Origin of the sequence: Streptomyces cyaneus, assembly GCF_004028635.1 — a bacterium.
Taxonomy (GTDB): Bacteria; Actinomycetota; Actinomycetes; order Streptomycetales; family Streptomycetaceae; genus Streptomyces; species Streptomyces cyaneus.
In genome coordinates this window covers 1107354-1131159 of record NZ_RQJW01000003.1, presented here as the reverse complement: position 1 = coordinate 1131159, position 23806 = coordinate 1107354, and the positions used below count along the sequence as shown (strand labels likewise).

Here is a 23806-nt window from a genome sequence, read left to right as displayed (position 1 = left end):
AATGCGACCGGAAGCCGCTTGTCACGACTCCCAGACACACCCGGAGCTGCAGTTTTCCGAACGGACGGGGCGAATCGACCGCGATTGCCCGCCGTATCAGGCCGCCGGGAGCCCCAGGAGCGACCGGGCGACGGTCTGCGGCGACTCGTCGCGCTCCCGGGCGAGCGCGATGACGGCCCGGCATGCCAGCTCGCTCACCCCGAACGACAGCGCCTCCGGAGATACCCAGCCCGCGGCCTCGTCGATCTGCTCCTGGTCGTCCTCCGCGCACGCCGACACATATACGGCGGCGGCCTCGAACAGATTGTGCGTCTGCCTGTCCCTGCCGGTATCCGCCTCCGTACGCATGGAACGGAGAAATCTCGCCCACGACTTGCGCACCCTGCCCCACATGATGATCGCCTTCCCCCTGTGTGGCTCACGTGATTGATCGTCCATCTTCCCCTAGTCAACCTAGAGTTGGAGTCTCGGCGACAGAAGGGGGACGCGTGCATCGACCGGTCAGCCGCCGAGTGAGGCGATCGTCTCGCGCAGCCAGGTGAGTTCGGCCCGGGAGGTGGCCCGGGCGATGGTCAGGATGCCGCGCCGGAAGGGGTCGTCCAGTTCCTCGGCGCGCAGTGGCCGGTCACCGTCGTAGAAGAAGCTGGCGGGCTCCTCGAGGAAGGCCAGCCGGCGTCGTAGTACCGCGGACTGGGCGGCCGCGTCGTCCAGGTGCCGCAGGAAGGCGAGCACCGTGAACCACCGGTTCTCGTCGCTGATGTCCCGCGGGTCGGGCTCGGCGAGCCGGTGGCGCAGCTCCCGTCGGCCCGCTTCGGTCAGCGTCAGCACGTGACGCGGAGCGGCCACAGCTCCGGGCTCCGTGGCACGGGCCAGCAGGTCCGCCTTTTCCAGCCGCTTGATCGCGGGGTACAGCGTGCTCTCGGCGACCGGTTTCACGTGCCCCGTCAGCGCTGAGATGCGTTTGCGCAGCTCATAGCCGTGGAGCGGGGTGTCGTAGAGGAATCCGAGGATGGCGAGCTCCAGCATGTCCACATTCTCGCTCAGAGCCGGTGTACATCCGAGATTCAGTACATCGTGTTATTGATACATCGGTTGCGAGGTATATCGTGGAATGGTCACCAAGGCTCAGGAGTGGTGACCAAGGCTTCAAGGACCAAGACTTCGAGGGAGGACGCGATGAGGCAGGCCGAGTTCGACGGCAAGGGCAGTTGCATCCGTTGGACGGAGACGCCGGGGGAGGGGCCCGCGCGCGTGTATGTGCACGGACTGGGGTCGATGTCCTCCGTGTACCACGCCCATGTCGCGGCTCGGCCCGAACTCACAGGTCGACGTAGCCTGTTCGTCGACCTGCCTGGGCACGGCATCAGCGACCGGCCCGAGAACTTCGGCTACCGGCTGGAGGAGCACGCCGACGCCCTCGCGGCGGCGCTGGACGCGGCGGAGCTGAGCGGTGCGGAGTTGGTCGCGCACAGCATGGGCGGCTCCGTCGCCATCGTGCTCGCTCACCGTCGCCCCGACCTCGTATCCCGGCTCGTCCTCACCGAGGCCAACCTCGACGCCTCGCCACCGCCCGCTGCCGGGAGTGCATGGATCACGGCCTACGAGGAGGAGGAGTTCGTCGGCGGCACGCACGCGCGCGTGCTGGAGGCGGTCGGGCCGCTGTGGGCGGCGACCATGCGGTTGGCCGACCCGCGCGCCCTGCACCGCAGTGCCACGTGGCTCAGACGCGGCTACGAGCCGATCATGCGTGAAATCCTCGAAGAGCTGTCGATCGACCGCGTGTACCTTCAGGGAGAGCTCAGCGGTGAACTCCCGGGCAGGCAAGCCCTGGAGGCCGCGGGCGTGCGCGTGGTGACCGTGCCCGGCGCCGGCCACAACGTCATGTTCGACAACCCGGACGCCTTCGTGGCGGCCGTCGCCGGGCGAGGCTGAGAGGCATCAGGGCTCGCGTACCGCCAGCGCCAGGAAGCGGTCGTCCTCGTCGACGTACGACGTCATGCGCCATCCGGAACCGGCCAGCAGCGGCCGGAGGTTGGGCTCGGCTCGCAGGTCGCCCGGCGTGATCTGGCGGCCTTGGCGTGCCGCGAGCGCCGCCCTGCCGATCGGGTGGAACAGTGCGAGCGTGCCGCCACGGCGTACCACTCGGGCCAACTCCCGCAGGTTCGTCGACGGATGGGGCAGGTGCGCGATGAGGCCGGCCGCGAACACGGCGTCGAGCGACTCCGACCGCAACGGCAGCGCGGCGACGTCGGCGAGCAGCAACTGCCCGTCGGCGCCGCGTCCGGCCCGTACGGCGGCCTCCAGCATGGCCGGGGTCAGATCGGCCCCCAGAACCACTCCCGAGGGCCCCACAGCGGCACGCAGGGGCGGCAGGGCGCGCCCGGTGCCGCAGCCCGCGTCGAGCACGCGGCCCCCCTCGCGCAGCCCGAGCTCGGCTACCGCGGCCGCGTAGGCGGGCCCGTCGTCGGGGAACCGGCTGTCCCAGTCGGCGGCGCGGGCCGTGAAGAACTCCTGCACATGTGTGTGGTCGTCGCTCATGTTCCGCATGATCCCTCACCGGCACGGATGACGCCGCTGTGCACACGTTCGAGCGTGACGCGATCGTTCCGGTGCATCTGTGCGTCATATTCCAACACCTTTCGAAATGCGCCCCCTTCGTGCGCCCGTGCCGCCGCTAGCGTCCCGGGGTCATGGGACACCTGGACCACGCCGCCCTGGGTTGGCTGACCCCCGTGCTGTCGTACGTGATGGCCTGCATAGGCGCCGCGCTCGGCCTGCGCTGCACCGTCCGCGCGCTCGGCGCCACCGGCCGGTCGCGCCGCAACTGGCTCGTCACCGCGGCCTCGGCGATCGGCACCGGCATCTGGACCATGCACTTCGTGGCCATGCTGGGCTTCAGCGTCAGCGGCACCGACATCCGCTACGACGTGCCACTCACCATCGTGAGCCTGCTCGTCGCCATGACCGTCGTCTGCGTCGGCGTCTTCGCCGTCGGCTACAGCCGTGACCGGACCCGCGCCCTCTTCCTCGGCGGGCTCACCACCGGGCTCGGCGTCGCGAGCATGCACTACCTGGGCATGGCCGCCGTACGACTCCACGGCGAGGTCACCTACGACCCCGCCCTCGTCGCACTCTCCGTCCTGATCGCCGTCGTCGCGGCGACGGCGGCCCTGTGGGCGGCGCTCAACATCAAGTCGCCCGTCGCCGTCACCATCGCCTCCCTGATCATGGGCGCGGCGGTCAGCAGCATGCACTACACCGGGATGTTCGCCGTCGGCGTGGACGTCACGCCCTCCGGTGACGTCCTGCCCGGGGCCACGGCGATGCAGTTCATCTTCCCCCTCGCCGTCGGCCTCGGGTCCTATCTCTTCCTGACCTCGGCCTTCGTCGCGCTGTCGCCCACCACGGGGGAGCGCGAGGCATCCGCGTCGGCCCAGCGGTCGGTCGAGAGCGTCGCCGGCTAGCGGCGGTCCGGACCGGTGACGGCCCGGGAAGGCACGCCCCGAACCACTTCCGAGCGAGGAGGCCATGCGTACACCCCGTAGGACCACCCCAGCCGGCGCCGAGACGCCGTCCCCGCCCCCCGTGCGCGGCCGCCGCGCCCATGCCGGACCGCCGGCCGACGAAGGCCCGGAGGAACCTACGGGTGTGGCGCTGGACGACCGACCCACGCGCGTGGAGCGCTGGCGCATACGACCGCGCACTGTCCGCGCCAAGATCGTCTGTCTGCTGATGGTGCCGGTCGTCTCACTGCTGGCCATGTGGGCCTACGCCACCGTCAGCACCGCTCAGGACGTCTCCAGGCTGCGCCAGTTGCAGCGCGTCGACGCCGAGATCAGGGCCCCTGTCGCGGCCGCGGTCGCCGCCCTCCAGGCCGAACGCGAGGCCGCGGTGCGTTATGCGACCGACCCTTCCGCCGGACAGGGCGACGACTTGAAGAGGCTCGCGGAAGGCACCGACACTGCGGTGGCGCAGCTGCGGCTCGGCGACCGCAGCACCGTCGCCGACAGCGAGGAGCTCCCGGCCGGCGTGGCCCGGCGGCTCGAGGCCTTCGTCACCGGCGCCGAGCAGCTGAGCAGTGTACGCAGTGCCGTTCTCGACCGCCGCTCCGGCTGGGACGAGGCGTACGGGCGGTACACGAAGACCATTGCGAGCGCGTTCTCGGTGGGCGGTGCGCTCACCGGTATCCAGGACGCCGAGCTCGGCTCCGACGCGCGCGTGCTGCTCGAATTCGCCCGCGCGGGCGAGGCGCTGGCCCAGGAGGACGTGGTGCTGGACAGCGCACGCCTCGCCGGGCGCCTCGAGGGAGAGCGGCTGAGGCTGTTCACCGGCGCCGTCGACACCCGCCGTACGCTCACCGAGTCCGCCGTCGCGGACCTGCGCGGCCCGGAACGCGCCGCCTGGCAGAGCCTCGCCGGAGGCAGCGCCTACGCGACCGTGGCCGCCGTCGAGGACAAGGTCCTCGCCACCGCACCAGGCGTACGGGCGATCGACGCCGCGGCGGAAGCCACCTGGAGCAAGGCACACGCACGCGTGCAGGGCGCAATGCGGACGATCGAGCAGGACGCCGGGCGCGGAGTCGCGGACAGCGCCGATCCCTTCACCCGCGGTCTGCTCACCCCGGCCGGCGCTGCCGTCCTCCTCGGCCTCGCCGCCGTCGCCGCCTCTCTCGTGATCTCCGTACGCATCGGCCGCGGCCTCGTCGTCGAGCTGGTCAGCCTGCGCAACGGCGCCCTGGAGATCGCCCGGCGCAAACTACCCGAGGCCATGCTCAAGCTGCGCGCCGGTGAGGAGATCGACATCCAGGCCCAGGCGCCGCCCGGACCACCCGCCGAGGACGAGACCGGCCAGGTCGCCGAGGCGCTGGGCACCGTCCACCGCGCCGCGCTCCGGGCCGCCGTGGAGCGCGCCGAGCTCGCCAGCGGCATCTCCGGGGTCTTCGTCAACCTCGCCCGCCGCAGCCAGGTCCTGGTGCACCGCCAACTGAGCCTGCTGGACAGCATGGAGCGGCGCTCCGAGGACCCGAACGAACTGAGCGATCTCTTCCGGCTCGACCACCTCACCACCCGCATGCGGCGCCACGCCGAGAGCCTGATCATCCTCTCGGGAGCGGCACCCGGGCGGGCCTGGCGGATGCCGGTCTCCCTGACCAACGTGGTCCGCGCGGCCGTCTCCGAAGTCGAGGACTACGCGCGCGTGGAGGTACGACAGCTCCCCGAGGCGTTGGTCATCGGCGCAGCCGTCGCCGACCTCACCCACCTCCTGGCGGAGATCGTCGAGAACGCCGCCCAGTTCTCACCGCCCCACACGCGTGTGCGCATCACAGGCGAGCCCGTCGGCAACGGTTACGCCGTCGAGGTCGAGGACCGCGGCCTGGGCATGGGCAAGGAGACCCTGGCCGAGGCAAACCGGCGCATCGAACAGTCCGAGGCGCTCGACCTGTTCGACAGCGACCGGCTCGGCCTCTTCGTCGTCAGCAGGCTCGCGGCCCGGCACGGCATCAAGGTGCACCTGCGCACCTCGCCCTACGGCGGCACCACCGCGGTCGTCCTACTGCCCACCGCCCTGCTGCACGACGCCATGACGGAACGTTCCCCCGGCAAGAAGGCGGGCAGCGAGCGGCCCGCCGAGCGCGAGTACGCGCGCGTGCCCGCCGCCGACCGGAACCAGGAGTCCGTCCACGCGGTCGTCGACCGGCCCGCACTGGTGGCTCCCGCACCGGCCGCGGCCCAGGCCCCCACGACCGACACCCCACTCCCCGGAGTCACCACCTTGCGACTGCACCGCCCGCCGGACGACTCCGAAGCCTCCGACGACCTCCCACGCCGCGTGCGGCAGGCGAGTCTCGCCCCCCAACTGCGCGAGGGGCGCCCCGAGGAGCCGGCGCCGCCGCCCGCCGCCCGCGACGACGACCAGCGCACCCCCGAACTCGTACGGGACCGCATGGCGGCCTACCGCGAGGGATGGGCGCGCGGCGGCGGCAGGCAGCCCGGCCGCGGTGCCACTCCCGATTCCACAGCGCGCAGCGACAGCAGCGAAGGAGACCCCGCATGATCCAGGATCCGAGCATGAGAGCCGCCCAGCAGTCGGGCGAACTCGACTGGCTGCTCGACGACTTGGTGCTGCGAGTGAGCGAGGTGCGGCACGCCGTGGTGCTGTCCAACGACGGACTCGCCGTCGGCGCGTCGACCGGCCTCCGCCGCGAGGACGCCGAGCACCTCGCCGCGGTCGCCTCCGGCTTCCACAGCCTGGCCAAGGGCGCGGGCCGGCACTTCGGCGCCGGCGGGGTGCGCCAGACCATGGTCGAGATGGACGACGCCTTCCTGTTCGTGGCAGCCGCCGGCGACGGCTCCTGTTTGGCCGTCCTCACCGCTGTGACCGCCGACATCGGACTCGTGGCGTACGAGATGGCACGGCTGGTCAAACGCGTCGGCGAGCACCTCTACACGCCAACACGCGTGGCAGCGCGGCCGCCCGCCGCAGGATGAGCCGGAAGGGCGGTCCGCGCGCATGACCGACGACATGACGGGCGCCCCGCGCGAGCAGGGCAGCCAGTGGTACGACAACGAGGCCGGGCCCCTCGTCCGCCCGTACGCCATGACGGGCGGACGCACCGACCCCGGCCCCACCGGGGTGCGCTTCGACCTGATCGCACTCGTCACACTGGACGCCGCCGCGCCCGGAACCGACGACGACACCGCGCTCGGGCCGGAACACCGGGCCCTCATCGAGTTGTGCCGACCGGAGACGCAGTCGGTCGCGGAACTCGCCGCGGGCGCAGATCTACCCGTGGGGGTCGTCAGGGTGCTCCTCGGCGACCTACTGGAAATGGGCTGCGTCACCGTCAGCCGTCCGGTACCGCCCGCACAGCTTCCGGACGAACGGATCCTTCGCGACGTGATCGAAGGATTGCGGGCCCTGTAGATGACATGCCAGAACCAGCCAAAAGCGGTCCAATCCCACGAAGGGCAGCCGCAGTTGTCATGATGCTGACTTCGCACAGTGACGTCGACCGATGCCGGCACTCCCGAGAGAAGTGATCGATGGTCTCCGAGCACTCCGACGCCTCCGACGGCGAGACGGCCGCCCTGGCGCTGAAGATCCTTGTCGCCGGCGGATTCGGCGTGGGCAAGACCACCATGGTGGGCGCGGTCAGTGAGATCCGGCCGCTGCGCACCGAGGAACTGCTCAGCGAAGCCGGGCAGTTGGTGGACGACACCGACGGCGTGGACCACAAGGTCACCACGACCGTCGCCATGGACTTCGGACGCATCACCATCCGGTCCGGCCTGTCCCTCTACCTCTTCGGCACCCCAGGTCAGGACCGCTTCTGGTTCCTGTGGGACGAGCTGTCACAGGGCGCCCTGGGTGCGGTGGTCCTCGCGGACACCCGGCGCCTGGAGGACTGCTTCCCCGCGGTGGACTACTTCGAGCACCGGCACATCCCGTTCGTCGTGGCCGTCAACTGCTTCGCGGGCGCCCGGACGTACGGCGCCCACGACGTCTCTCGCGCCCTCGACCTGGACCGGGGCACACCTGTGGTGCTCTGCGACGCCCGGGACCGCGACTCGGGAAAGGAGGTGCTGATCCGACTCGTCGAGTACGCAGGACGGATGCACACCGCCCGGCTGCTCGACTCCGTGGGCTGACTGCTTCTGCGCAGGCCGACTGCCCCCCCCGTGGGCCGACCGGTTTTCAGCCGCGGTCGACCCCTGGCCCGGACCGGCCCTCGGACCGCTCTCAGTCCGCGACACTCTTCTCCGCAAGTACCTTCTCGATTGTGACGCGGACCAGGAGTTCACCCGGGACACCGTTGCGGGCCCCGAACTCCTCCGCGCGTTCCTCGCCCATGTACCGCGCCCCGATGCGACCGGCCCAGTGCCTCAACTCCTCGAGATCCTCCGAGATCCTGGCGATGCCCTGAAGCACCACGAAGTCGTACGGCGGCCGGTCGACGTCCACGCACAGCGCCACCCGGCCGTCACGGACCAGATTGCGGCCCTTCACACTCGACTTGCCGGTGTTGAACACCACCTCGTTGCCGTCCAGCACGAACCAGATCGGCGTCACATGCGGACTCCCGTCCGCTCGCACGGTCGACAACTTTCCGGTGCGTGTGCCCTGCGAGACGAACGCCCGCCATTCCTCATCGGTCATCTTCTGCGCCATGCCCCCATCCTCCTTGCCCGCGGGCCGGATCGTCGGGAAGGGTGGCGAAGAGTTCCTCCGGTGCAGGGGGAGACATCTACACGGGGAGACCGGAACATGGCGCAGAACCAGGGACTTGGCTGGTTGCTGGACGACCTGACGGAGCGCGTCGATCATGTGCGGCACGCGCTGGTGCTGTCCAACGACGGTCTGGTGACAGGTGCGAGCACGGGACTGCGGCGGGAGGACGCCGAGCACCTCGCCGCCGTCTCGTCCGGACTGCACAGCCTCGCCAAGGGCTCGGGACGGCACTTCGGCGCGGGCAGAGTGCGCCAGACGATGGTCGAGTTCGACGACGCCGTGCTGTTCGTCACCGCGGCGGGCACCGGCAGCTGTCTCTGCGTGCTCAGCGGCGCGGAGGCGGACATCGGCCAGATCGCCTACGAGATGACCCTGCTCGTCAACCGGGTCGGCGAGCACCTCGACGTGGACGCCCGACAGCCCGAACGGGCACCGATCACAGACGTCTGACCTGCTGATTCATCGCCCCCGTGGAGTTATCCACAGGCTCGCCACGAGATCCGCCCGACCGGCTACGGTTTTTGTCACGGCGAGCGCACAGAGCGTGAGCCACTGACTCCACGGGGGAGACCGACCATGTCAGGCGACACCGCCACGAAACCGCACCACCTCTCGTATACGCCGAGTCGCGCGGCCCGCGAACTGGGGCTGAAGCGAGGCGAGCTGGACCTCGCCGTTCACCTCGGACTCATCCGGACCGTGCCGGACGAGGGAGGCGGGGGCCGACGCGTCCCGTGCTCGGAGATCGACCGGCTGCGTTCGGGGGCCGGGTTCCCCGACTCGCTGCAGGACCGCGTGAAGGTGGTGGGTACGACAGAGGGCGCGGGCGTCATGGACGTGTCCGTCGGCAGGTTCACGCGCCTGGCACGCCTGGGGCTGGTCGTGCCGGTGAAGTGGTACCTCAATCGCTATCGAGCCGTGGTCTGGCTGTATCTGGCCGAGGAACTGGAGCAGTTCGCCGCCGACGAGAACAACGCCCCGCTGCTGAACGACCGACGTATGCCCGAAGCGCTGCGCGGCATGCTGGATGCGGGCGTGGATCTGCGGGCGCGCAACTGGCGTGGACGTCATCGGGGATTCCTGCTGCGACTGGCCGACGACCCGTGGGAGAGTGCCGGCGCGCTGGCCGCCTTCCTCGACCCCGTCCAGATCGCGGAAATCGTCCCCGACCCTTATGAGCGCTCCCATCTGAACCGCTTCCGGCCAGGACCGCCGGCATCCGGCGCACCGGGTTCACCCGCCGCGCACCTCGCCGAGAGGATCATGACGGCGGACGACCCGGACGAGATCGGCCTGTTGCGGGCCGACCTGACGGCAGTACTGGAAGCGGCACGACAGAGGCGGCCGGCCCCGCGTCCGACGGCGACGCGGGCCCCGGCACATCCGGTGCACATCGGATCGCCCCGGCCGCAAGAGCCGGAACCGCCACGCGGCCTACTGAGCCGGCTGCGTCGCAGAAACCCGCGGGCTACAGCGCTCTGAACAGACCCTCCTGGACGACGGACACCAACAGGCGCCCTTCCAGGTCGTAGATCCGGCCCCGGGCGAGGCCCCGTCCACCGGTCGCGATCGGTGACTCCTGGTCGTACAGGAACCACTCGTCCGCGCGGAAGGGCCGATGGAACCACATGGCGTGGTCCAGCGACGCGATGTCGAAACTCCGCGGGCCCCACAGGGGTTCGACCGGGATGCGGACGGCGTCCAGGAGCGTCATGTCACTGGCGTAGGTCAGCGCACAGGTGTGCACGACCGGATCGTCGCCGAGCGGCCCGACCGCGCGCATCCACACGGCACTGCGCGGCTCGCCGTCCTTGACCTCCTCGGCGGTCCAGCGCAGCCGGTCCACATAGCGGATGTCGAAGGGCTGACGGCGCGCCATCCGCTCCAACTGCTCGGGCAGCGCGCCCAGATGCTCCCGGATCTCGTCGGTGACCGTCGGCAGCGACCCCGGATCCGGCACCTTGCGGGCCGGCGGCAGCTGGTGCTCGAAGCTCCCTTGCTCAGGCTGATGAAAGGAGGCGGTGAGATTGAAAATCGTGCGGCCCTGCTGCACGGCGGTGACCCGGCGGGTCGTGAACGACCTGCCGTCCCGCACCCGTTCGACCTGGTACACGATCGGCACGCCAGGCCTGCCCGGACGCAGGAAGTACGCGTGCAGCGAGTGCACCGGACGGTCGCCGTCCGTGGTGCGCGCGGCGGCTACCAGGGCCTGCCCGGCCACCTGCCCGCCGAAGACCCGCTGCAGGGACTCCTGCGGGCTGCGGCCGCGGAAGATGTTGACCTCGATCTGCTCCAGGTCGAGCAGGTCGACGAGCCTCTCGGCCGGGTTCGTCGTCATGGGTGGGATTCTCCTGTGCTCACAGCTGGCCTACGTCGGTGACGCGGACCACCGCGCGGCCCTCCGCGTCGGAGGCGGCGAGGTCGATCTCCGCGCTGATGCCCCAGTCATGGTCGCCGTTCGGGTCGTCGAAGATCTGGCGGACGCGCCACAGGCGGTTCGCCGGTTCCTCCTCGATCACCAGGAGCTTGGGGCCACGGGCGTTGGGACCGGTGCCGAGGTCCTCGTACTCGTCCCAGTACTTGTCCATCGCCTCACCCCAGGCCTCGGCGTCCCAGCCGGCCTCGGCATCCATCTCGCCCAACTCCTCCACCTGGTCGAGCGCGGCGAGTTCGACACGACGGAACATCGCGTTGCGCACGAGGACGCGGAAGGCGCGCGCGTTGGTGGTGACCGGCTTGACCTCGTCGGCCTTCTCCTGCGCCTCCTCGGCGGTCATCTCCTCCGGGTTGGCGAGCTGCTCCCACTCGTCCAGCAGGCTGGAGTCGACCTGGCGCACCATCTCGCCGAGCCACTCGATCAGATCCTGCAGATCCTCGGACTTGAGGTCGTCCGGGATGTTGTGGTCGAGGGTCTTGTAGGCGCTGGCGAGGTAGCGCAGCACGATGCCCTCGGTGCGGGCCAGCTCGTAGAAGGACACCAACTCCGTGAAGGACATCGCCCGCTCGTACATGTCCCGGATCACGGACTTCGGCGACAGCGGATGGTCGCCGACCCAGGGGTGGCTCTTGCGGTACGTGTTGTACGCGTGGAAGAGCAGCTCCTCCAAGGGCTTGGGGTAGGTGATGTCCTGGAGGCGCTCCATGCGCTCCTCGTACTCGATGCCGTCCGCCTTCATCGCGGCAACGGCCTCACCCTTCGCCTTGTTCAGCTGGGCGACGAGGATCTGCCGCGGGTCGTCCAGGGTGGACTCCACGACGGACACCATGTCCAGGGCGTAGGACGGCGACTCCGGGTCCAGCAATTCGAACGCGGCCAGGGCGAAGGTGGACAGCGGCTGGTTCAGCGCGAAGTCCTGCTGGAGGTCGACGGTGAGGCGGACGATGCGGCCGGAGGCGTCCGGCTCGTCGAGCTTCTCGACGATGCCGCCGTCCAACAGCGAACGGTAGATCGCGATCGCGCGCCGGATGTGCCGCAGCTGCTGCTTGCGCGGCTCGTGGTTGTCCTCCAGCAGGTTCCGCATCGCCTCGAAGGCGTTGCCAGGCCGGGCGATCACCGACAGCAGCATCGTGTGCGTGACCCGGAAGCGGGAGGTCAGCGGCTCCGGTTCGGAGGAGATGAGCTTGTCGAAGGTGCTCTCCGTCCAGCCGACGAAGCCCTCGGGCGCCTTCTTACGGACGACCTTGCGGCGCTTCTTCGGGTCGTCGCCGGCCTTGGCGAGCGCCTTCTCGTTCTCGATGACGTGCTCGGGCCCCTGGGCGACGACGAAACCCGCCGTGTCGAATCCCGCGCGCCCGGCGCGGCCGGCGATCTGGTGGAACTCGCGGTTGCGCAGCGTGCGGACGCGGCTGCCGTCGTACTTGGTCAGGGCCGTGAACAGCACCGTGCGGATGGGGACGTTGACACCCACGCCCAGCGTGTCCGTGCCGCAGATGACCTTCAGCAGACCGGCCTGCGCGAGCTTCTCCACCAGACGGCGGTACTTCGGCAGCATGCCGGCGTGATGCACACCGATGCCGTGCCGCACGTAACGCGAGAGGTTGCGGCCGAACTTGGTGGTGAAACGGAAGTTGCCGATCAGCTCGGCGATCTGGTCCTTCTCCTCGCGCGAGCACATGTTGATACTCATCAGCGCCTGCGCCCGCTCCACGGCCTGCGCCTGCGTGAAGTGCACGATGTAGACCGGCGCCTGCTTGGTCTGCAGCAACTCGGTCAGAGTCTCGGTCATCGGGGTGAGCTTGTACTCGTAGGACAGCGGCACGGGACGGGTCGCCGAGCGGACCACCGCCGTCGGGCGGCCGGTGCGCCGAGTGAGGTCCTTCTCGAACATCGAGACATCGCCGAGCGTCGCCGACATCAGGATGAACTGCGCCTGCGGCAGCTCCAGGATCGGGATCTGCCAGGCCCAGCCACGGTCCCCCTCCGCGTAGAAGTGGAACTCGTCCATGACGACCTGGCCGACGTCCGCCTGCTTGCCGTCGCGCAGCGCGATCGACGCGAGCACCTCGGCGGTGCAGCAGATCACGGGCGCGTCGGCGTTGACGGACGCGTCGCCGGTCAGCATGCCGACGTTCTCCGTGCCGAAGATCTTGCACAGCTCGAAGAACTTCTCCGAGACCAGCGCCTTGATCGGAGCGGTGTAGAAGGTGACCTCGTCCCGGGCCAGCGCGGCGAAGTGGGCGCCCGCGGCGATCATGCTCTTGCCGGATCCGGTGGGCGTCGACACGATCACGTTCGCGCCGGAGACGACCTCGATCAGCGCCTCCTCCTGATGGGGGTAGAGCGTGAGACCACGCTCCTCGGCCCACGACTCGAAGGCTTCGTAGAGGGCGTCGGGGTCTGCGGTCGGCGGCAGCTGATCGATGAGGGTCACCCACCCATCTTGCCTGCCCTCCTGCTCCACAGGGGAATCGGATGCAGGGTCGAAGATCGCGAACGCTACGCTGTGTCGCCGACGACAAGTCAGCGAACCCGGTCAACTGGACAGCGGCACACGAGGAATGGGGCGGGCAACGGCGATGATGGGACCAGCACACTCACTGTCGGGAGCCGCTGCCTGGCTCGGCGTCGGAGCGGCCGCCGCCGCGGCCGGGCACGGGATGCCCTGGCCCGTCCTCCTGGCCGGCGCGCTGATCTGTGCCGGCGCGGCCCTCGCCCCGGACCTCGATCACAAGGCGGCCACCATCTCGCGGGCGTTCGGACCGCTGTCGCGCTGGCTGTGCGAAATCGTCGACAAGTTGTCCTACGCCGTCTACAAGGGCACGAAGAAGCAGGGCGACCCGCGTCGTTCCGGTGGGCATCGCACGCTCACGCACACATGGCTGTGGGCGGTCCTGATCGGCGGGGGCGCCTCGGTCCTGGCGATCACCGGTGGCCGCTGGGCGGTGCTGGCCATCCTGTTCGCGCACATGGTGCTGGCCATCGAGGGGCTGCTGTGGCGCGCGACCCGTGGCTCCAGCGCCGATGTCCTGGTGTGGCTGCTGGCCGCGACCAGCTCGTGGATCATCGCCGGGGTCCTGGACAAGCCGGGCAACGGCTCGGACTGGCTGTTCACAGCGCCGGGCCAGGAGTATCTGTGGCTGGGGCTGCCGATCGTGCTGGGCGCGCTGGTGCACGACATCGGGGACGCGCTGACGGTGTCCGGCTGCCCGATCCTGTGGCCGATACCCGTCGGGCGCAAGCGCTGGTACCCGGTGGGACCGCCCAAGGCGATGCGGTTCCGGGCGGGCAGCTGGGTCGAGCTCAAGGTGCTGATGCCGGTGTTCATGGTGCTCGGCGGGGTGGGCTGCGCGGCGGCGCTCAACGTCATCTGAGCGGGACGGGGCGGGCGCGGTGCCATCTGAGTGGGAGAGGGCGGGCAGGTCGCCGCCCCGGTGATCCGCCCGCGGGACCGAGCCGTCTTGCAGCGTGCATCTCAGGTCTGGTCTCCGGGTCAGCCGCAGCGTGCCCCGGCTCAGCCGCAGCGTGCCCCGGCTCAGCCGCAGCGTGCCCCGGCTCAGCCGCAGCCTCCCCCGGCTCAGCCGCCGCGTCCCGCGGCTCAGCCGCCCTGCCCTGTTCCGCCGCCGTAGCGCCGCTCGAAGGCGGCGACGCGGCCCTCGGAGTCCAGCGTTCGGGCCTTGCCGGTGTGGAAGGGATGGCTCTCCGAGGAGATCTCCACGTCGACGACCGGGTAGGTCTCGCCGTCGTCCCAGTCGATGGTCTGCTCGCTGGTCGCGGTGGACCGGGTCAGGAAGGCGTAACCGGCGGAGCGGTCGCGGAAGACGACCGGGTGGTAGTCGGGGTGCTTGTCCTGCTGCATGCGAACTCCTCGTGTGGCGGCACTGGCAAGGGCCGACGGAGCGGGCCCGAGGGCGCGGTGGCTGAGGCACAGGGACTGCGGGGCCAGCCGTGCAGGGGGTGCGGGTCAGCCGGACAGGGAGTCCTCGTCGACGATGTGCATGGCGGCCTCCTCGGCGGACGCCGCCGCACCGTCGATACCCACGTCCGTCGCGACGAGCGCGCTCTCCTCGTCCTCGTGGGCGCCCTCGTCGGGTGCTACGAGGCGGCCGGAGCGCATGGCGCCGACCTCGTTGTCGAGGAGCTCCCCGTCGGTGCCCTCGGCGTCGCCGATGCCATCGCCGTCGGGGGCGACGACATCGGGCAGCTCCTCGGCGAGCCGCTGGTCGAGCGTCTCGCCCTGCTGACGCTCGGCGGCCGTCACATCGGCGCGCTCCACCGCCCACGGCCGCTCCGGAGGGGACCAGCCCCGGTCCAGGGGGTCGTCGACGCCGTCGTTCTCCAGGGTGTCCTCCACGTCGAGCAGCCCCGTGTCCTCACGTTGACCGGATGCGTCGGGCTGGTAGACGTCGTCCCCCCATCCGTCGGCGCTGTTCACGGGTACCTCCAGGTGGTGGGGACGGGCCCGAACTCACTGCGGTCGGCGGCGGGCCGCCGCGGCGGGGGGCACAGGCCGCATCCGGCGCGAACCGCATGGTTCCCGGGTGCTCCCCGAACCGGTGCCGCTATCCAGCCTTCCACCCCTTTTCGCCCCGGCGCAACGGCACAGCGCAAGGGCACGCGCTCCGGATCAGCCGACCCCCGGAACCGCGCCGCCCCGCCGGGCCACCCCCGCCCGGCCAGCCCCACCTCTGCCAGCCGTCCGATGACAGCCACGTCCGTGCCCTCGGTCACTGCGAGCCGTGCCTCTCAGCCACGGCGCCCCGCACACCGGGCCACGGTCGGCCGAGGTTCCCGGCCTGGGCCGACCGCGTCCTCGGCTCCAGTCGGCCGAGGCACCCGGCCGACCCCACTGCGCTTCCAGCCGCGCACCTCGGCAGACCAGAGTCCCCAGCCTCAGCCGGCCGGCCGTCCCGGTCTGCTCGGCCACGGTGCCCGTCCTGGCCCACCGCCCGTCCGGGCACGCTCCGCAACCGCTCGCGCCTCAGCCGGCCGCAACCCGTGCCCTTCCCCTCGGCCAGGGCTCCCGTTCCGGTCCACCATCCGCTCCGGCCCTCACTCACCCGTGCCAGGACCGCCACAGCGCCGCATAAGCCCCATCGGCGCTGACCAGCTCGTCATGGCTGCCCAGCTCGCTGATGCGGCCGTTCTCGACGACCGCGATGACGTCGGCGTCGTGGGCGGTGTGGAGGCGGTGGGCGATGGCGACGACCGTGCGGCCGTCGAGGACACGGGCCAGGGAGCGCTCCAGGTGGCGGGCCGCGCGTGGGTCGAGGAGCGAGGTCGCCTCGTCCAGGACCAGCGTGTGCGGGTCGGCCAGCACCAGGCGGGCCAGCGCGATCTGCTGGGCCTGGGCCGGAGTGAGCGCGAATCCGCCCGAGCCGACCTCGGTGTCCAGGCCGTCGTCGAGCGCACGGGCCCACGCGTCCGCGTCGACCGCGCCCAGCGCCGCCCACAGCTCGGCGTCGGTCGCGTCGGTGCGGGCCAGCAGCAGGTTGTCGCGCAGGGCGCCCACGAAGACGTGGTGCTCCTGATTGACGAGGGCCACATGGGAGCGGACCCGCTCGGCGGTCATCCGGGACAGTTCCGCACCGCCGAGGGTGATGCGGCCGTCCCGGGGTGCGTAGATACCCGCGAGCAGCCGCCCCAGCGTGGACTTGCCCGCCCCGGAGGGCCCGACGAGCGCCAGCCTGGTGCCGGGCGGGACCTCCAGGGAGACCTTGCGGAGTACGTCCACGCCCTCCACGTAGCCGAAGTGCACCCGGTCGGCGTGCACGTCGCGGCCGTCGGGCGCCAGCAGGGCGTCCCCGGCCTCCGGCTCGATGTCCCGGACCCCGACCAGCCGGGCCAGCGACACCTGGGCCACCTGCAGCTCGTCGTACCAGCGCAGGATGAGCCCGACGGGGTCCACCAGCATCTGCGCGATCAGGGCACCCGTCGTCAGCTGACCGACCCCGATCCAGCCCTGGAGGACGAACACGCCGCCGACCATCAGGACCGAGGCGAGGAGCATCACGTGGGTGACGTTGATGAACGGGAAGAGCACCGACCGCAGCCAGAGCGTGTAGCGCTCCCACGCCGTCCACTCCTTGATGCGCCGCTCCGACAGCTCCACGCGGCGCTCGCCGAGGCGGTGGGCCTCGACGGTGCGCCCGGCGTCCACGGTCTCGGCGAGCGCGGCGGCCACGGCGGCGTACCCGGCGGCCTCCGAGCGGTAGGCGGACGGCGCCCGTTTGAAGTACCAGCGGCAGCCGGTCACCAGCAGCGGCACGGTGAGCAGTACGGCGGCCGCGAGCGGGGGAGCGGTGATGACGAGCCCGCCCAGCAGCAGGAACACCCACACCACACCGATCGCCAGCTGGGGCACGGCCTCGCGCATCGCGTTGGCCAGCCGGTCGATGTCCGTCGTGATCCGGGACAGCAGGTCGCCCGTCCCGGCCCGCTCCAGGACACCGGGCGGCAGCCCGACCGACCGGACGAGGAAGTCCTCGCGCAGATCGGCCAGCATCCGCTCCCCGAGCATCGCGCCGCGCAGCCGCACCTGCCGTACGAACACGGCCTGGACGACGAGAGCGGTCGCGAACAGCCCGACGGTGAGCTCCAGATGCAGCTCCCGCGCGCCGACTCCGTCCGACACCCGCTCCACCAGCCCGCCCAGCAGCCAGGGCCCCGCCATCGAGGCCACGACGGCGACCGTGTTGACGGTGATCAGCAGCAGGAAGGCACGGCGGTGCCGACGGAACAACTCGACCACATAGGCGCGTACGGTCGCGGGGGCGCCGACCGGCAGGGTGTTCGCCGTCGTCGGGGCCGCCGGGTCGTACGCCGGTGGCGCCACGCCGATCATGCTGACTCCTCGATCTCTTCCAGTTCCTTCAGTACGTGGTTGAGGGCGGCCGACCCTGACCGTGGGCCCTCGCCCACCGCGTCGTCCTCGTTCAACGCGGTGTGCAGGGCGGCCTCTTCGTCGGTCTCCCTGGTGACCACGGCCCGGTACCGCGGTTCGCCGTGCAGCAACTCGCGGTGCACGCCGACCGCCGCGACCTCTCCCTCATGGACGAGCACGACCCGGTCGGCGCGGTCCAGGAGCAGCGGTGAGGAGGTGAACACCACCGTCGTGCGCCCCGCCCGCAGGTCCCGCACGCCCTGTGCGATCCGTGCCTCGGTGTGCGAGTCGACGGCTGAGGTCGGCTCGTCCAGGACGAGCACCTCGGCATCCGTGATCAGCGACCGGGCGAGCGCGAGGCGCTGGCGCTGGCCGCCGGACAGGGACCGGCCGCGTTCGGTGATGCGGGCGTCCATCGGGTCCTCGGCGTCGAGGGATCCCTGGACCAGTGCGGCCAGCACGTCCTCGCACTGCGCGGCGGCCAGCGCCTCCTCGGGACCGACATCGCCCGACCGCGGCACGTCGAGCAGTTCGCGCAGCGTGCCGGAGAGCAGCACCGGGTCCTTGTCCTGCACGAGGACGGCCGTACGCGCGCAGTCGAGCGGCAACTCGTCGAGCGGGACGCCGCCCAGAAGCACCGGCGTGCCCTCCTCGGAGCCGTGTCCGCCCAGCCGTTCGGCCAGTCGCCCCGCAGTGTCCGGGTCGCCGCACACCACGGCGGTGAACCGGCCGGTGGGGGCGAGCAGTCCCGTGGCCGGGTCGTACAGGTCCCCGGAGGGCACGTCGGACCCGTCGCGCGACCCTTCGGTGTCGGTGACCCGCTCCAGCGACAGCACCCGCGCGGCCCGCCGGGCGGAGGGACGTGAGAAGGAGTACGCCATCGCGATCTCTTCGAAGTGCCGCAGCGGATAGGTGAGGATCATGATCGAGCTGTAGACGGCCACCAGTTCGCCGACGGTGACCCGGCCTTCGCGGGCCAGGTGGACGCCGTACCAGATGACCACGATCAGCAGCAGCCCCGGCAGCAGCACCTGGATCGCCGAGATCAGGGACCACATCCGGGCGCTGCGCACGGCCGCGTGGCGCACGTCCTGCGACGCGCGACGGTAGCGGTCGAGGAAGAGTTCCTCGCCGCCGATGCCACGCAGGACGCGCAGACCGGCGACGGTGTCCGAGGCCAACTCGGTGGCGCGCCCGGCCTTTTCGCGCTGGAAGTCGGCCCGTCGGGTCGCCCGGGGCAGCAGCGGCAGTACGGCGATCGCCAGGACGGGCAGGCCCACGGCGACGATCACACCGAGCGCCGGCTGGTAGACGACCAGGCCGACACAGACCACCACGATGGTGACCGCCGCCGCCGTGAACCGTGACCAGGCCTCGACGAACCAGCCGATCTTCTCGACGTCACCCGTGGAGACGGCCACGACCTCACCGGCCGCGACGCGCCGCGTCAGCGCGGAGCCCAGCTGCGCGGTCTTGCGGGCCAGTACCTGCTGGACTCGGGCGGCCGCGGTGATCCAGTTGGTGACGGCGGTGCGGTGCAGGAAGGTGTCGCCGATGGCGTTTCCGGCGCTGCACAGTGCCAGGAGCCCGCCGGCGAGGGCGAGTCGCGCCCCCGAGCGGTCGACGACGGCCTGGATGGCGACGCCGACGCAGAACGGCAGCGCGGAGACGGACAGGAAGTGCAGCAGCCCCCAGGCCAGGGACTTGAGCTGTCCGCCCAGCTGGTTCCTGAAGAGCCACCACAGGAATCGGGGACCCGAGCGTGCGTCCGGCACACCTGGGTCGGGATACGGAAGGTCTCGAATCTGCATGACGTCCCAGTGGCTCGTGTCAGTGGGGGATGGGATGGGGATGGGGAGGCGATCGGATACCGGCGCGCGGAACGGATCGCGCACGGCGGCAGCAAACCGTGACAGGTTCGCGTCGCAGCGTGTCCGGACGCAAACGGTTTTCCGCGCCGCCGCACAGATCCGGCTGTCCATCCGGCGGCCCATCAGGCCCGTCCGGCGGCGGCTCATCTGGCTGGCCGCCCGGTTGTCGTCGGACGTGGCCGTCCGGTTGTCGCTCCGCCTGATGCCCCGAACGCGGTGCGACCATGGAGTGATGTGGAACGGCGGAGCGCGCAACGGTGGAGTACGGCATGCCATGGTCGCAACAGCGGCCCTCGGATCCCTCCTGGTGACCTTGACGACCTTGACCGCGTGCGGCGGCGCGCAGCACGGCGGGGGCGGGGGTGGAGGCGGGGACGTCGGCCAGGCCGCACCCACCCGGCCGGCCACGACCTCCGATCCGACGCGCATCCCGGACGTGGCCGATCGGTGGCAGCGACGCATCCCCGACAACTCCCGCCAGGTCGTGGCGGTCTACGGCGAGGGCAAGGACTCCCCGAACTCCACGGTCGTGCTCTACACCAAGCACGGCTCCACCTGGGACCGCACCCGCAGCTGGCCCGCGCACAACGGCAAGAAGGGCTGGACCACCGACCACCACGAGGGCGACAACCGCAGCCCCGTCGGCGTGTTCACGCTCAGCGACGCGGGTGGCGTACTGAAGGACCCCGGAGCCAGGCTGCCGTACACGCGGTCCACGGCCTTCGCGGCGCCGCGCTGGTGGGGGAAGTCGTACTGGCACGACTTCGACTACGTCATCGCCATCGACTACAACCGCGTCAAGGGCACCCCGCCCAACGACCCCACCCGTCCCGAGGGTGAGCACAAAGGCGGTGGCATCTGGTTGCACATGGACCACGGCAGCGGTACGTCGGCCTGTGTCAGTCTGTCCGAATCGGCGATGGAGTACCTGCTGCGCACGCTCGATCCGGACCGGCATCCTGTGGTGGTGATGGGGGACAGGGCGGACCTGAAGAGCTCGCACTGATGGGGGAGGCCTGAAGAGGCGTCATTGCGAGGGATGCCCAACTCCCCGTAGAACACCGGCCATGAAGAGACGGATCGTCATGTCCATGTTCGCAGGGGCGACCCTCCTGGCGAGCACCCTCCTCGGAGCGAGCCCCGCCCCCGCGGCGGAATCCGCGGCCGAGATCGCGGCGGAAACCGCGGCCGGCACCACAGCGGAAACTGTGACGGCCCGTGCGGCCGAGCCCCAACCCGCCGACGTCCCCGCCGAGTTCGGCACCGACTGGCACGACCCGATCACCGCCAGCCCACCCCTCACCAAGCCCTCCGGCAAGTCCTGCCAAGTCACCGTCGCCGAGGCGCAGTTCCGCGACTTCACCCCCTACAAGGGCACCTTCACCCCGCCCCAAGGCTGCGGCGACCGCTGGAGCAAGGTCGTGCTGCGGATGGACGGCAAGGTCAAGGGGCGCCAGTACGACCGGCTCGGCTATCTGCACGTCGGCGGGGTCGAGATCTTCCGTACCTCGACTCCCGAGCCGTCACCGGACGGCATCGAGTGGTCCGTCGAGAAGGACGTCACCCGCTACAGCGACACCTTCCGCGGCAGCCAGGACGTCGAGATGCTGATCGGGAACGTCGTCGACGACACGTACACCGGCATCATCGACGTCAAGGTGACGCTGACGTTCTACGCCGGCCGCCCTGCCACCGCTCCCGACCGCGTCCTCACCCTCCAGGACGGCGCGCTCACCACCCCGCGCAACAGCCGACGCATCGTCGCCGAGGTGTACGCCACCGGCTCCGGCGGGGGCTGCGAGGAGTTCTGGTATCTGTCGGTGCCCGACGCGGCGCCCTACTCCTGCAAGGCCGCCGACGGCCCCTACCGTGAGGTGCAGATCAAGGTCGACGGTCAACTCGCCGGAATCGCCGCGCCGTTCCCGCACGTCTGGACCGGCGGCTGGTCCAACCCCTTCCTCTGGTACGTCGTTCCGGGGCCGCGCGCCTTCGACGTCAAACCGATCGAGTACGACCTGACACCGTTCGCCGGCATCCTCAACGACGGCCGCCCGCACCGCGTCGAGGTCTCCGTCATCGGCGTCCCCGAGGGGCAGAGCGGCTGGAGCGCGCCCGTGAACGTCCTCGTGTGGCAGGACGCGAAGAGCGCCCACGTCACCGGGAAGCTCACCGCGCACCAGGCCGACGACCTCGCCAACTCCTCGACCTACACGCCCGGTTCGGAGCACCGGGTGGACACCGAGGGCGGTCACCGGCTGACCGTCTCCGGATACGTCGACACCTCGCACGGCCGGGTGACGACCACAGTGAGCCGGTCGCTCACGAACAAGTCCGCGCACCGCTGGACCGACGGCGAGAACGTCGACGCCCTCGACGCCACATGGACGGACACCCAGTCGGTCACCGTCGACGGACGCGGACCGGCCCGAACGACCCGTACGCAGCGGACGTACACGATGGACGGCTCGGTCACGATCGGCGCGGGCGACCGGCTGCGCACCGTGCTGACCCTCGGTGACCGTGCCACGGCCGTGACGGCCCAGGACGGGCGGCGGACCGTGTGGTCGCGGCTCGACGACACCGTCGAGGGCGATGCCTCATGGACGTTGAACGTGCCACGCGATCAGCGGCGGGCGGTCGGTACGACGAGCGAGCGCTATCGGCTGTACGGCTCGGGCGGCTGCTACGACCGGCTGCTCACCAGTGTCCAGGGAGTGCTCACGGAGGATCGCAGGGGCTGCTGAGACGGATGGTGTGCGGTGCGTCACTCGGGGCGCGATTTACACGGATGCAACACGGGGGTCTTGTGTCAGGACAACATGACCCTCAAAGTGATCGGCACGGAATCCGCTTTCCGTATGGCAGAAGTCCCAACCGTCCCTGGGGGCTTCTGTGTGCCGCCGTCCCCAAGGAGTGCCCGTGCCGCCGTCCGTACCGTCCCTGCCGCGACGCGTCGCACGCATGCTGCGTACCTCTCTCTTCGCGCAGGTCGCCTGCGCGCTCGTGCTCGGAATCGTCGTCGGGAAGCTGTGGCCCGGCTTCGCCGCGGACCTGCAGCCGCTCGGCGACGGTTTCATCCGGCTCATCAAGACGATCATCTCGCCGCTCGTGTTCTGCGTGGTCGTCGTCGGCATCGCCAAGGCCGGCGACCTGAAGGCGTTCGGCCGGATCGGGCTCAAGGCCCTGATCTGGTTCGAGGTCGCGAGCACGCTCGCGCTGCTTATCGGGCTCCTCGCCGCCAACGTGGTCCAGCCCGGGTCCGGTATGAACGTCGACCCGTCCACGCTCGACACCTCGGCGGTCGACGCGAAGACGGGCGGCGGACACCTGCCGTCGACGACCGAGTTCGTGCTCAACGCGATTCCCACCTCGTTCATCGGGGCCTTCGCCGAGAACTCCCTGCTCCAGGTGCTCATCCTGGCCTGCCTGGTGGGCGCCGCGCTGCTGCACCTCGGCCACACCAAGGTGCCGAAGGTACTGCCCGCCATCGAGCAGGCCCAGGAGATCATCTTCGCGATCGTCGGCTTCGTGATGCGACTGGCGCCGATCGCGGTGTTCGGTGCGATGGCCGTCCTGATCGGCAACTACGGCCTGGGCGTGATCGAGACCTACGGCAAGCTGATCATCCTGTGCTACGCGGCCGCGGCGCTCTTCATCGCGCTCCTCGCCGTCGCCCTGAAGGTGGTCACCGGGCTCAGCCTCTGGAAGTTCCTGCGCTACATCCGTGAGGAGATGCTCCTCGCGCTCGGCACCGCGTCCACCGAGTCGGTCCTGCCGCGCGTGATGCAGAAGCTGCGCAAGGCCGGCGCCCGCGACGACTCCGTGGGCCTGGTGCTGCCGACGGGCTACTCCTTCAACCTCGACGGCGCCTCCCTGTACCTGTCCATCGGCACGCTGTTCATCGCCCAGGCCGTGGGCGTCGACCTCAGCTTCAGCCAGCAGATCACCGTGGTCCTGGTGCTGATGCTGACCAGCAAGGGCATGGCGGGCATCCCCGGCTCGGCGTTCCTCGCCCTGTCCGCGACCGCGTCCTCGCTGGGCGCCATCCCGGCCGGAGCCGTCGCTCTGCTCCTGGGCGTGGACCGCATCATGGACTCGATGCGCGTCGTCACCAACCTGCTCGGCAACTGCGTCGCCGTCTTCGCGGTCTCCCGCTGGGAGGGCGCCCTGGACAAGGAGCGGGCGAAGAAGGTCCTGGACGGCGAGATCGTGGTCGACCTGGACGACGACGAGTCGGAGAAGGCGGAGAAGGCGGAGAAGACGGGGCTGAAGAAGCCCGGGACGACGGAGTCCGAGGAGTCCGTCGCCGTACCGGTCCCGACCACCAAGGAGACGGCCGCCGAGGCCGGTTGACGGTCACTGCCGACAGGATCGCGGCCACCGCCC

At 70.6% G+C, this 23806-nt stretch carries 22 protein-coding genes; 12 read left to right on the top strand and 10 right to left on the bottom strand.

From position 1 onward, the window contains the following. Nucleotides 1-96: 96 nt before the first annotated feature. Together EHO50_RS13895 and EHO50_RS13890 are read right to left on the bottom strand one after the other, a co-directional pair. Nucleotides 97-393, bottom strand: coding sequence for a hypothetical protein (locus EHO50_RS13895; protein WP_128430310.1), 297 nt, complete (start codon nt 391-393; stop codon nt 97-99). 108 nt (nt 394-501) lie between these two features. Continuing rightward, on the bottom strand, nt 502-1026 hold the full coding sequence (locus EHO50_RS13890; RefSeq protein WP_128430307.1) for a PadR family transcriptional regulator: 525 nt from the start codon (nt 1024-1026) through the stop codon (nt 502-504). 150 nt (nt 1027-1176) lie between these two features. On the opposite strand from EHO50_RS13890, the gene EHO50_RS13885 reads away from it, so the two are divergent. Beyond that, nucleotides 1177-1932, top strand: coding sequence for an alpha/beta fold hydrolase (locus EHO50_RS13885; protein ID WP_128430304.1), 756 nt, complete (start codon nt 1177-1179; stop codon nt 1930-1932). Nucleotides 1933-1938: 6 nt separating this feature from the next. Here EHO50_RS13885 and EHO50_RS13880 read toward each other — a convergent pair whose 3' ends face one another. Further along, a complete protein-coding gene (locus tag EHO50_RS13880) occupies nt 1939-2547 on the bottom strand; it encodes a class I SAM-dependent methyltransferase (RefSeq protein WP_181449612.1) in 609 nt (202 codons plus the stop codon). 143 nt (nt 2548-2690) lie between these two features. On the opposite strand from EHO50_RS13880, the gene EHO50_RS13875 reads away from it, so the two are divergent. From EHO50_RS13875 to EHO50_RS13855, 5 genes are all read left to right on the top strand, one after another. Next, a complete protein-coding gene (locus EHO50_RS13875; protein WP_128430299.1) occupies nt 2691-3464 on the top strand; it encodes an MHYT domain-containing protein in 774 nt (257 codons plus the stop codon). Nucleotides 3465-3528: 64 nt separating this feature from the next. Next, complete coding sequence (locus tag EHO50_RS13870) at nt 3529-6054, top strand: sensor histidine kinase (protein WP_128430296.1); 2526 nt, start codon at nt 3529-3531, stop codon at nt 6052-6054. Beyond that, nucleotides 6051-6488 (top strand): roadblock/LC7 domain-containing protein, encoded by a 438-nt coding sequence (locus EHO50_RS13865; RefSeq protein ID WP_128430293.1) that lies wholly within the window; start codon nt 6051-6053, stop codon nt 6486-6488. The genes EHO50_RS13870 and EHO50_RS13865 overlap by 4 nt, the downstream gene beginning before the upstream one ends. A 22-nt stretch (nt 6489-6510) precedes the next feature. Continuing rightward, nucleotides 6511-6924 carry a DUF742 domain-containing protein gene (locus tag EHO50_RS13860; protein ID WP_128430291.1) on the top strand — a complete coding sequence of 138 codons (414 nt, stop codon included), beginning with the start codon at nt 6511-6513 and terminating at the stop codon, nt 6922-6924. 119 nt (nt 6925-7043) lie between these two features. Further along, a complete protein-coding gene (locus tag EHO50_RS13855) occupies nt 7044-7649 on the top strand; it encodes a GTP-binding protein (RefSeq protein WP_128430288.1) in 606 nt (201 codons plus the stop codon). A 91-nt stretch (nt 7650-7740) separates the two neighbouring features. Here the strand turns inward: EHO50_RS13855 and EHO50_RS13850 are convergent, their stop codons facing one another. Further along, a complete protein-coding gene (locus EHO50_RS13850) occupies nt 7741-8169 on the bottom strand; it encodes a PPOX class F420-dependent oxidoreductase (protein WP_128430285.1) in 429 nt (142 codons plus the stop codon). Between the two features lie 96 nt (nt 8170-8265). Here EHO50_RS13850 and EHO50_RS13845 point away from each other — a divergent pair, with 96 nt between their 5' ends. Next, nucleotides 8266-8679, top strand: coding sequence for a roadblock/LC7 domain-containing protein (locus tag EHO50_RS13845; RefSeq protein WP_128430283.1), 414 nt, complete (start codon nt 8266-8268; stop codon nt 8677-8679). Nucleotides 8680-8805: 126 nt separating this feature from the next. Beyond that, nucleotides 8806-9711, top strand: a complete 906-nt coding sequence (locus EHO50_RS13840; protein ID WP_128430280.1) for a DUF6397 family protein — start codon at nt 8806-8808, stop codon at nt 9709-9711. Here EHO50_RS13840 and EHO50_RS13835 read toward each other — a convergent pair. Together EHO50_RS13835 and EHO50_RS13830 are read right to left on the bottom strand one after the other, a co-directional pair. Beyond that, complete coding sequence (locus EHO50_RS13835) at nt 9698-10567, bottom strand: acyl-CoA thioesterase (protein ID WP_128430277.1); 870 nt, start codon at nt 10565-10567, stop codon at nt 9698-9700. The genes EHO50_RS13840 and EHO50_RS13835 overlap by 14 nt on opposite strands. A 19-nt stretch (nt 10568-10586) precedes the next feature. Continuing rightward, complete coding sequence (locus tag EHO50_RS13830; RefSeq protein WP_128430274.1) at nt 10587-13100, bottom strand: DEAD/DEAH box helicase; 2514 nt, start codon at nt 13098-13100, stop codon at nt 10587-10589. Between the two features lie 145 nt (nt 13101-13245). On the opposite strand from EHO50_RS13830, the gene EHO50_RS13825 reads away from it, so the two are divergent. Next, nucleotides 13246-14040, top strand: coding sequence for a metal-dependent hydrolase (locus EHO50_RS13825; RefSeq protein ID WP_128430271.1), 795 nt, complete (start codon nt 13246-13248; stop codon nt 14038-14040). Nucleotides 14041-14264: 224 nt separating this feature from the next. On the opposite strand, the gene EHO50_RS13820 is transcribed toward EHO50_RS13825, so the two are convergent. The 4 genes from EHO50_RS13820 to EHO50_RS13805 all read right to left on the bottom strand — a co-directional run bounded on the left by EHO50_RS13820 (nt 14265) and on the right by EHO50_RS13805 (nt 19360). Beyond that, nucleotides 14265-14525 (bottom strand): type B 50S ribosomal protein L31, encoded by a 261-nt coding sequence (locus EHO50_RS13820; RefSeq protein WP_128430268.1) that lies wholly within the window; start codon nt 14523-14525, stop codon nt 14265-14267. 105 nt (nt 14526-14630) lie between these two features. After that, complete coding sequence (locus EHO50_RS13815; RefSeq protein WP_128430266.1) at nt 14631-15101, bottom strand: DUF5709 domain-containing protein; 471 nt, start codon at nt 15099-15101, stop codon at nt 14631-14633. 621 nt (nt 15102-15722) lie between these two features. Next, nucleotides 15723-17510 carry an ABC transporter ATP-binding protein gene (locus EHO50_RS13810; RefSeq protein WP_128430263.1) on the bottom strand — a complete coding sequence of 596 codons (1788 nt, stop codon included), beginning with the start codon at nt 17508-17510 and terminating at the stop codon, nt 15723-15725. Next, nucleotides 17507-19360: an ABC transporter transmembrane domain-containing protein gene (locus EHO50_RS13805; RefSeq protein ID WP_128430260.1), complete on the bottom strand. Its 1854-nt coding sequence runs from the start codon at nt 19358-19360 to the stop codon at nt 17507-17509. Before EHO50_RS13805 ends, EHO50_RS13810 begins: the two co-directional genes overlap by 4 nt. 334 nt (nt 19361-19694) lie before the next feature. On the opposite strand from EHO50_RS13805, the gene EHO50_RS13800 reads away from it, so the two are divergent. From EHO50_RS13800 to EHO50_RS13790, 3 genes are all read left to right on the top strand, one after another. After that, the gene (locus tag EHO50_RS13800) at nt 19695-20426 is read left to right on the top strand and encodes a L,D-transpeptidase family protein (RefSeq protein ID WP_128430258.1); all 732 of its coding nucleotides are present in this window, start codon (nt 19695-19697) and stop codon (nt 20424-20426) included. A 61-nt stretch (nt 20427-20487) separates the two neighbouring features. Continuing rightward, complete coding sequence (locus tag EHO50_RS13795; protein WP_128430256.1) at nt 20488-22164, top strand: peptide-N4-asparagine amidase; 1677 nt, start codon at nt 20488-20490, stop codon at nt 22162-22164. 175 nt (nt 22165-22339) lie between these two features. Next, nucleotides 22340-23773, top strand: coding sequence for a cation:dicarboxylate symporter family transporter (locus tag EHO50_RS13790; protein ID WP_128430254.1), 1434 nt, complete (start codon nt 22340-22342; stop codon nt 23771-23773). Nucleotides 23774-23806: the final 33 nt, after the last annotated feature.

Bases quoted from the DNA above. Each gene is read 5' to 3' on its own strand.
- EHO50_RS13855 (WP_128430288.1), top strand. From the start codon at position 7,044: ATGGTCTCCGAGCACTCCGACGCCTCCGACGGCGAGACGGCCGCCCTG.
- EHO50_RS13880 (WP_181449612.1), bottom strand. From the start codon at position 2,547: ATGCGGAACATGAGCGACGACCACACACATGTGCAGGAGTTCTTCACG.
- EHO50_RS13805 (WP_128430260.1), bottom strand. From the start codon at position 19,360: ATGCAGATTCGAGACCTTCCGTATCCCGACCCAGGTGTGCCGGACGCA.
- EHO50_RS13890 (WP_128430307.1), bottom strand. From the start codon at position 1,026: ATGCTGGAGCTCGCCATCCTCGGATTCCTCTACGACACCCCGCTCCAC.
- EHO50_RS13795 (WP_128430256.1), top strand. From the start codon at position 20,488: ATGAAGAGACGGATCGTCATGTCCATGTTCGCAGGGGCGACCCTCCTG.
- EHO50_RS13850 (WP_128430285.1), bottom strand. From the start codon at position 8,169: ATGGCGCAGAAGATGACCGATGAGGAATGGCGGGCGTTCGTCTCGCAG.
- EHO50_RS13825 (WP_128430271.1), top strand. From the start codon at position 13,246: ATGATGGGACCAGCACACTCACTGTCGGGAGCCGCTGCCTGGCTCGGC.
- EHO50_RS13800 (WP_128430258.1), top strand. From the start codon at position 19,695: ATGGTCGCAACAGCGGCCCTCGGATCCCTCCTGGTGACCTTGACGACC.
- EHO50_RS13810 (WP_128430263.1), bottom strand. From the start codon at position 17,510: ATGATCGGCGTGGCGCCACCGGCGTACGACCCGGCGGCCCCGACGACG.
- EHO50_RS13840 (WP_128430280.1), top strand. From the start codon at position 8,806: ATGTCAGGCGACACCGCCACGAAACCGCACCACCTCTCGTATACGCCG.
- EHO50_RS13820 (WP_128430268.1), bottom strand. From the start codon at position 14,525: ATGCAGCAGGACAAGCACCCCGACTACCACCCGGTCGTCTTCCGCGAC.
- EHO50_RS13895 (WP_128430310.1), bottom strand. From the start codon at position 393: ATGTGGGGCAGGGTGCGCAAGTCGTGGGCGAGATTTCTCCGTTCCATG.
- EHO50_RS13875 (WP_128430299.1), top strand. From the start codon at position 2,691: ATGGGACACCTGGACCACGCCGCCCTGGGTTGGCTGACCCCCGTGCTG.
- EHO50_RS13860 (WP_128430291.1), top strand. From the start codon at position 6,511: ATGACCGACGACATGACGGGCGCCCCGCGCGAGCAGGGCAGCCAGTGG.
- EHO50_RS13845 (WP_128430283.1), top strand. From the start codon at position 8,266: ATGGCGCAGAACCAGGGACTTGGCTGGTTGCTGGACGACCTGACGGAG.
- EHO50_RS13885 (WP_128430304.1), top strand. From the start codon at position 1,177: ATGAGGCAGGCCGAGTTCGACGGCAAGGGCAGTTGCATCCGTTGGACG.
- EHO50_RS13870 (WP_128430296.1), top strand. From the start codon at position 3,529: ATGCGTACACCCCGTAGGACCACCCCAGCCGGCGCCGAGACGCCGTCC.
- EHO50_RS13865 (WP_128430293.1), top strand. From the start codon at position 6,051: ATGATCCAGGATCCGAGCATGAGAGCCGCCCAGCAGTCGGGCGAACTC.
- EHO50_RS13835 (WP_128430277.1), bottom strand. From the start codon at position 10,567: ATGACGACGAACCCGGCCGAGAGGCTCGTCGACCTGCTCGACCTGGAG.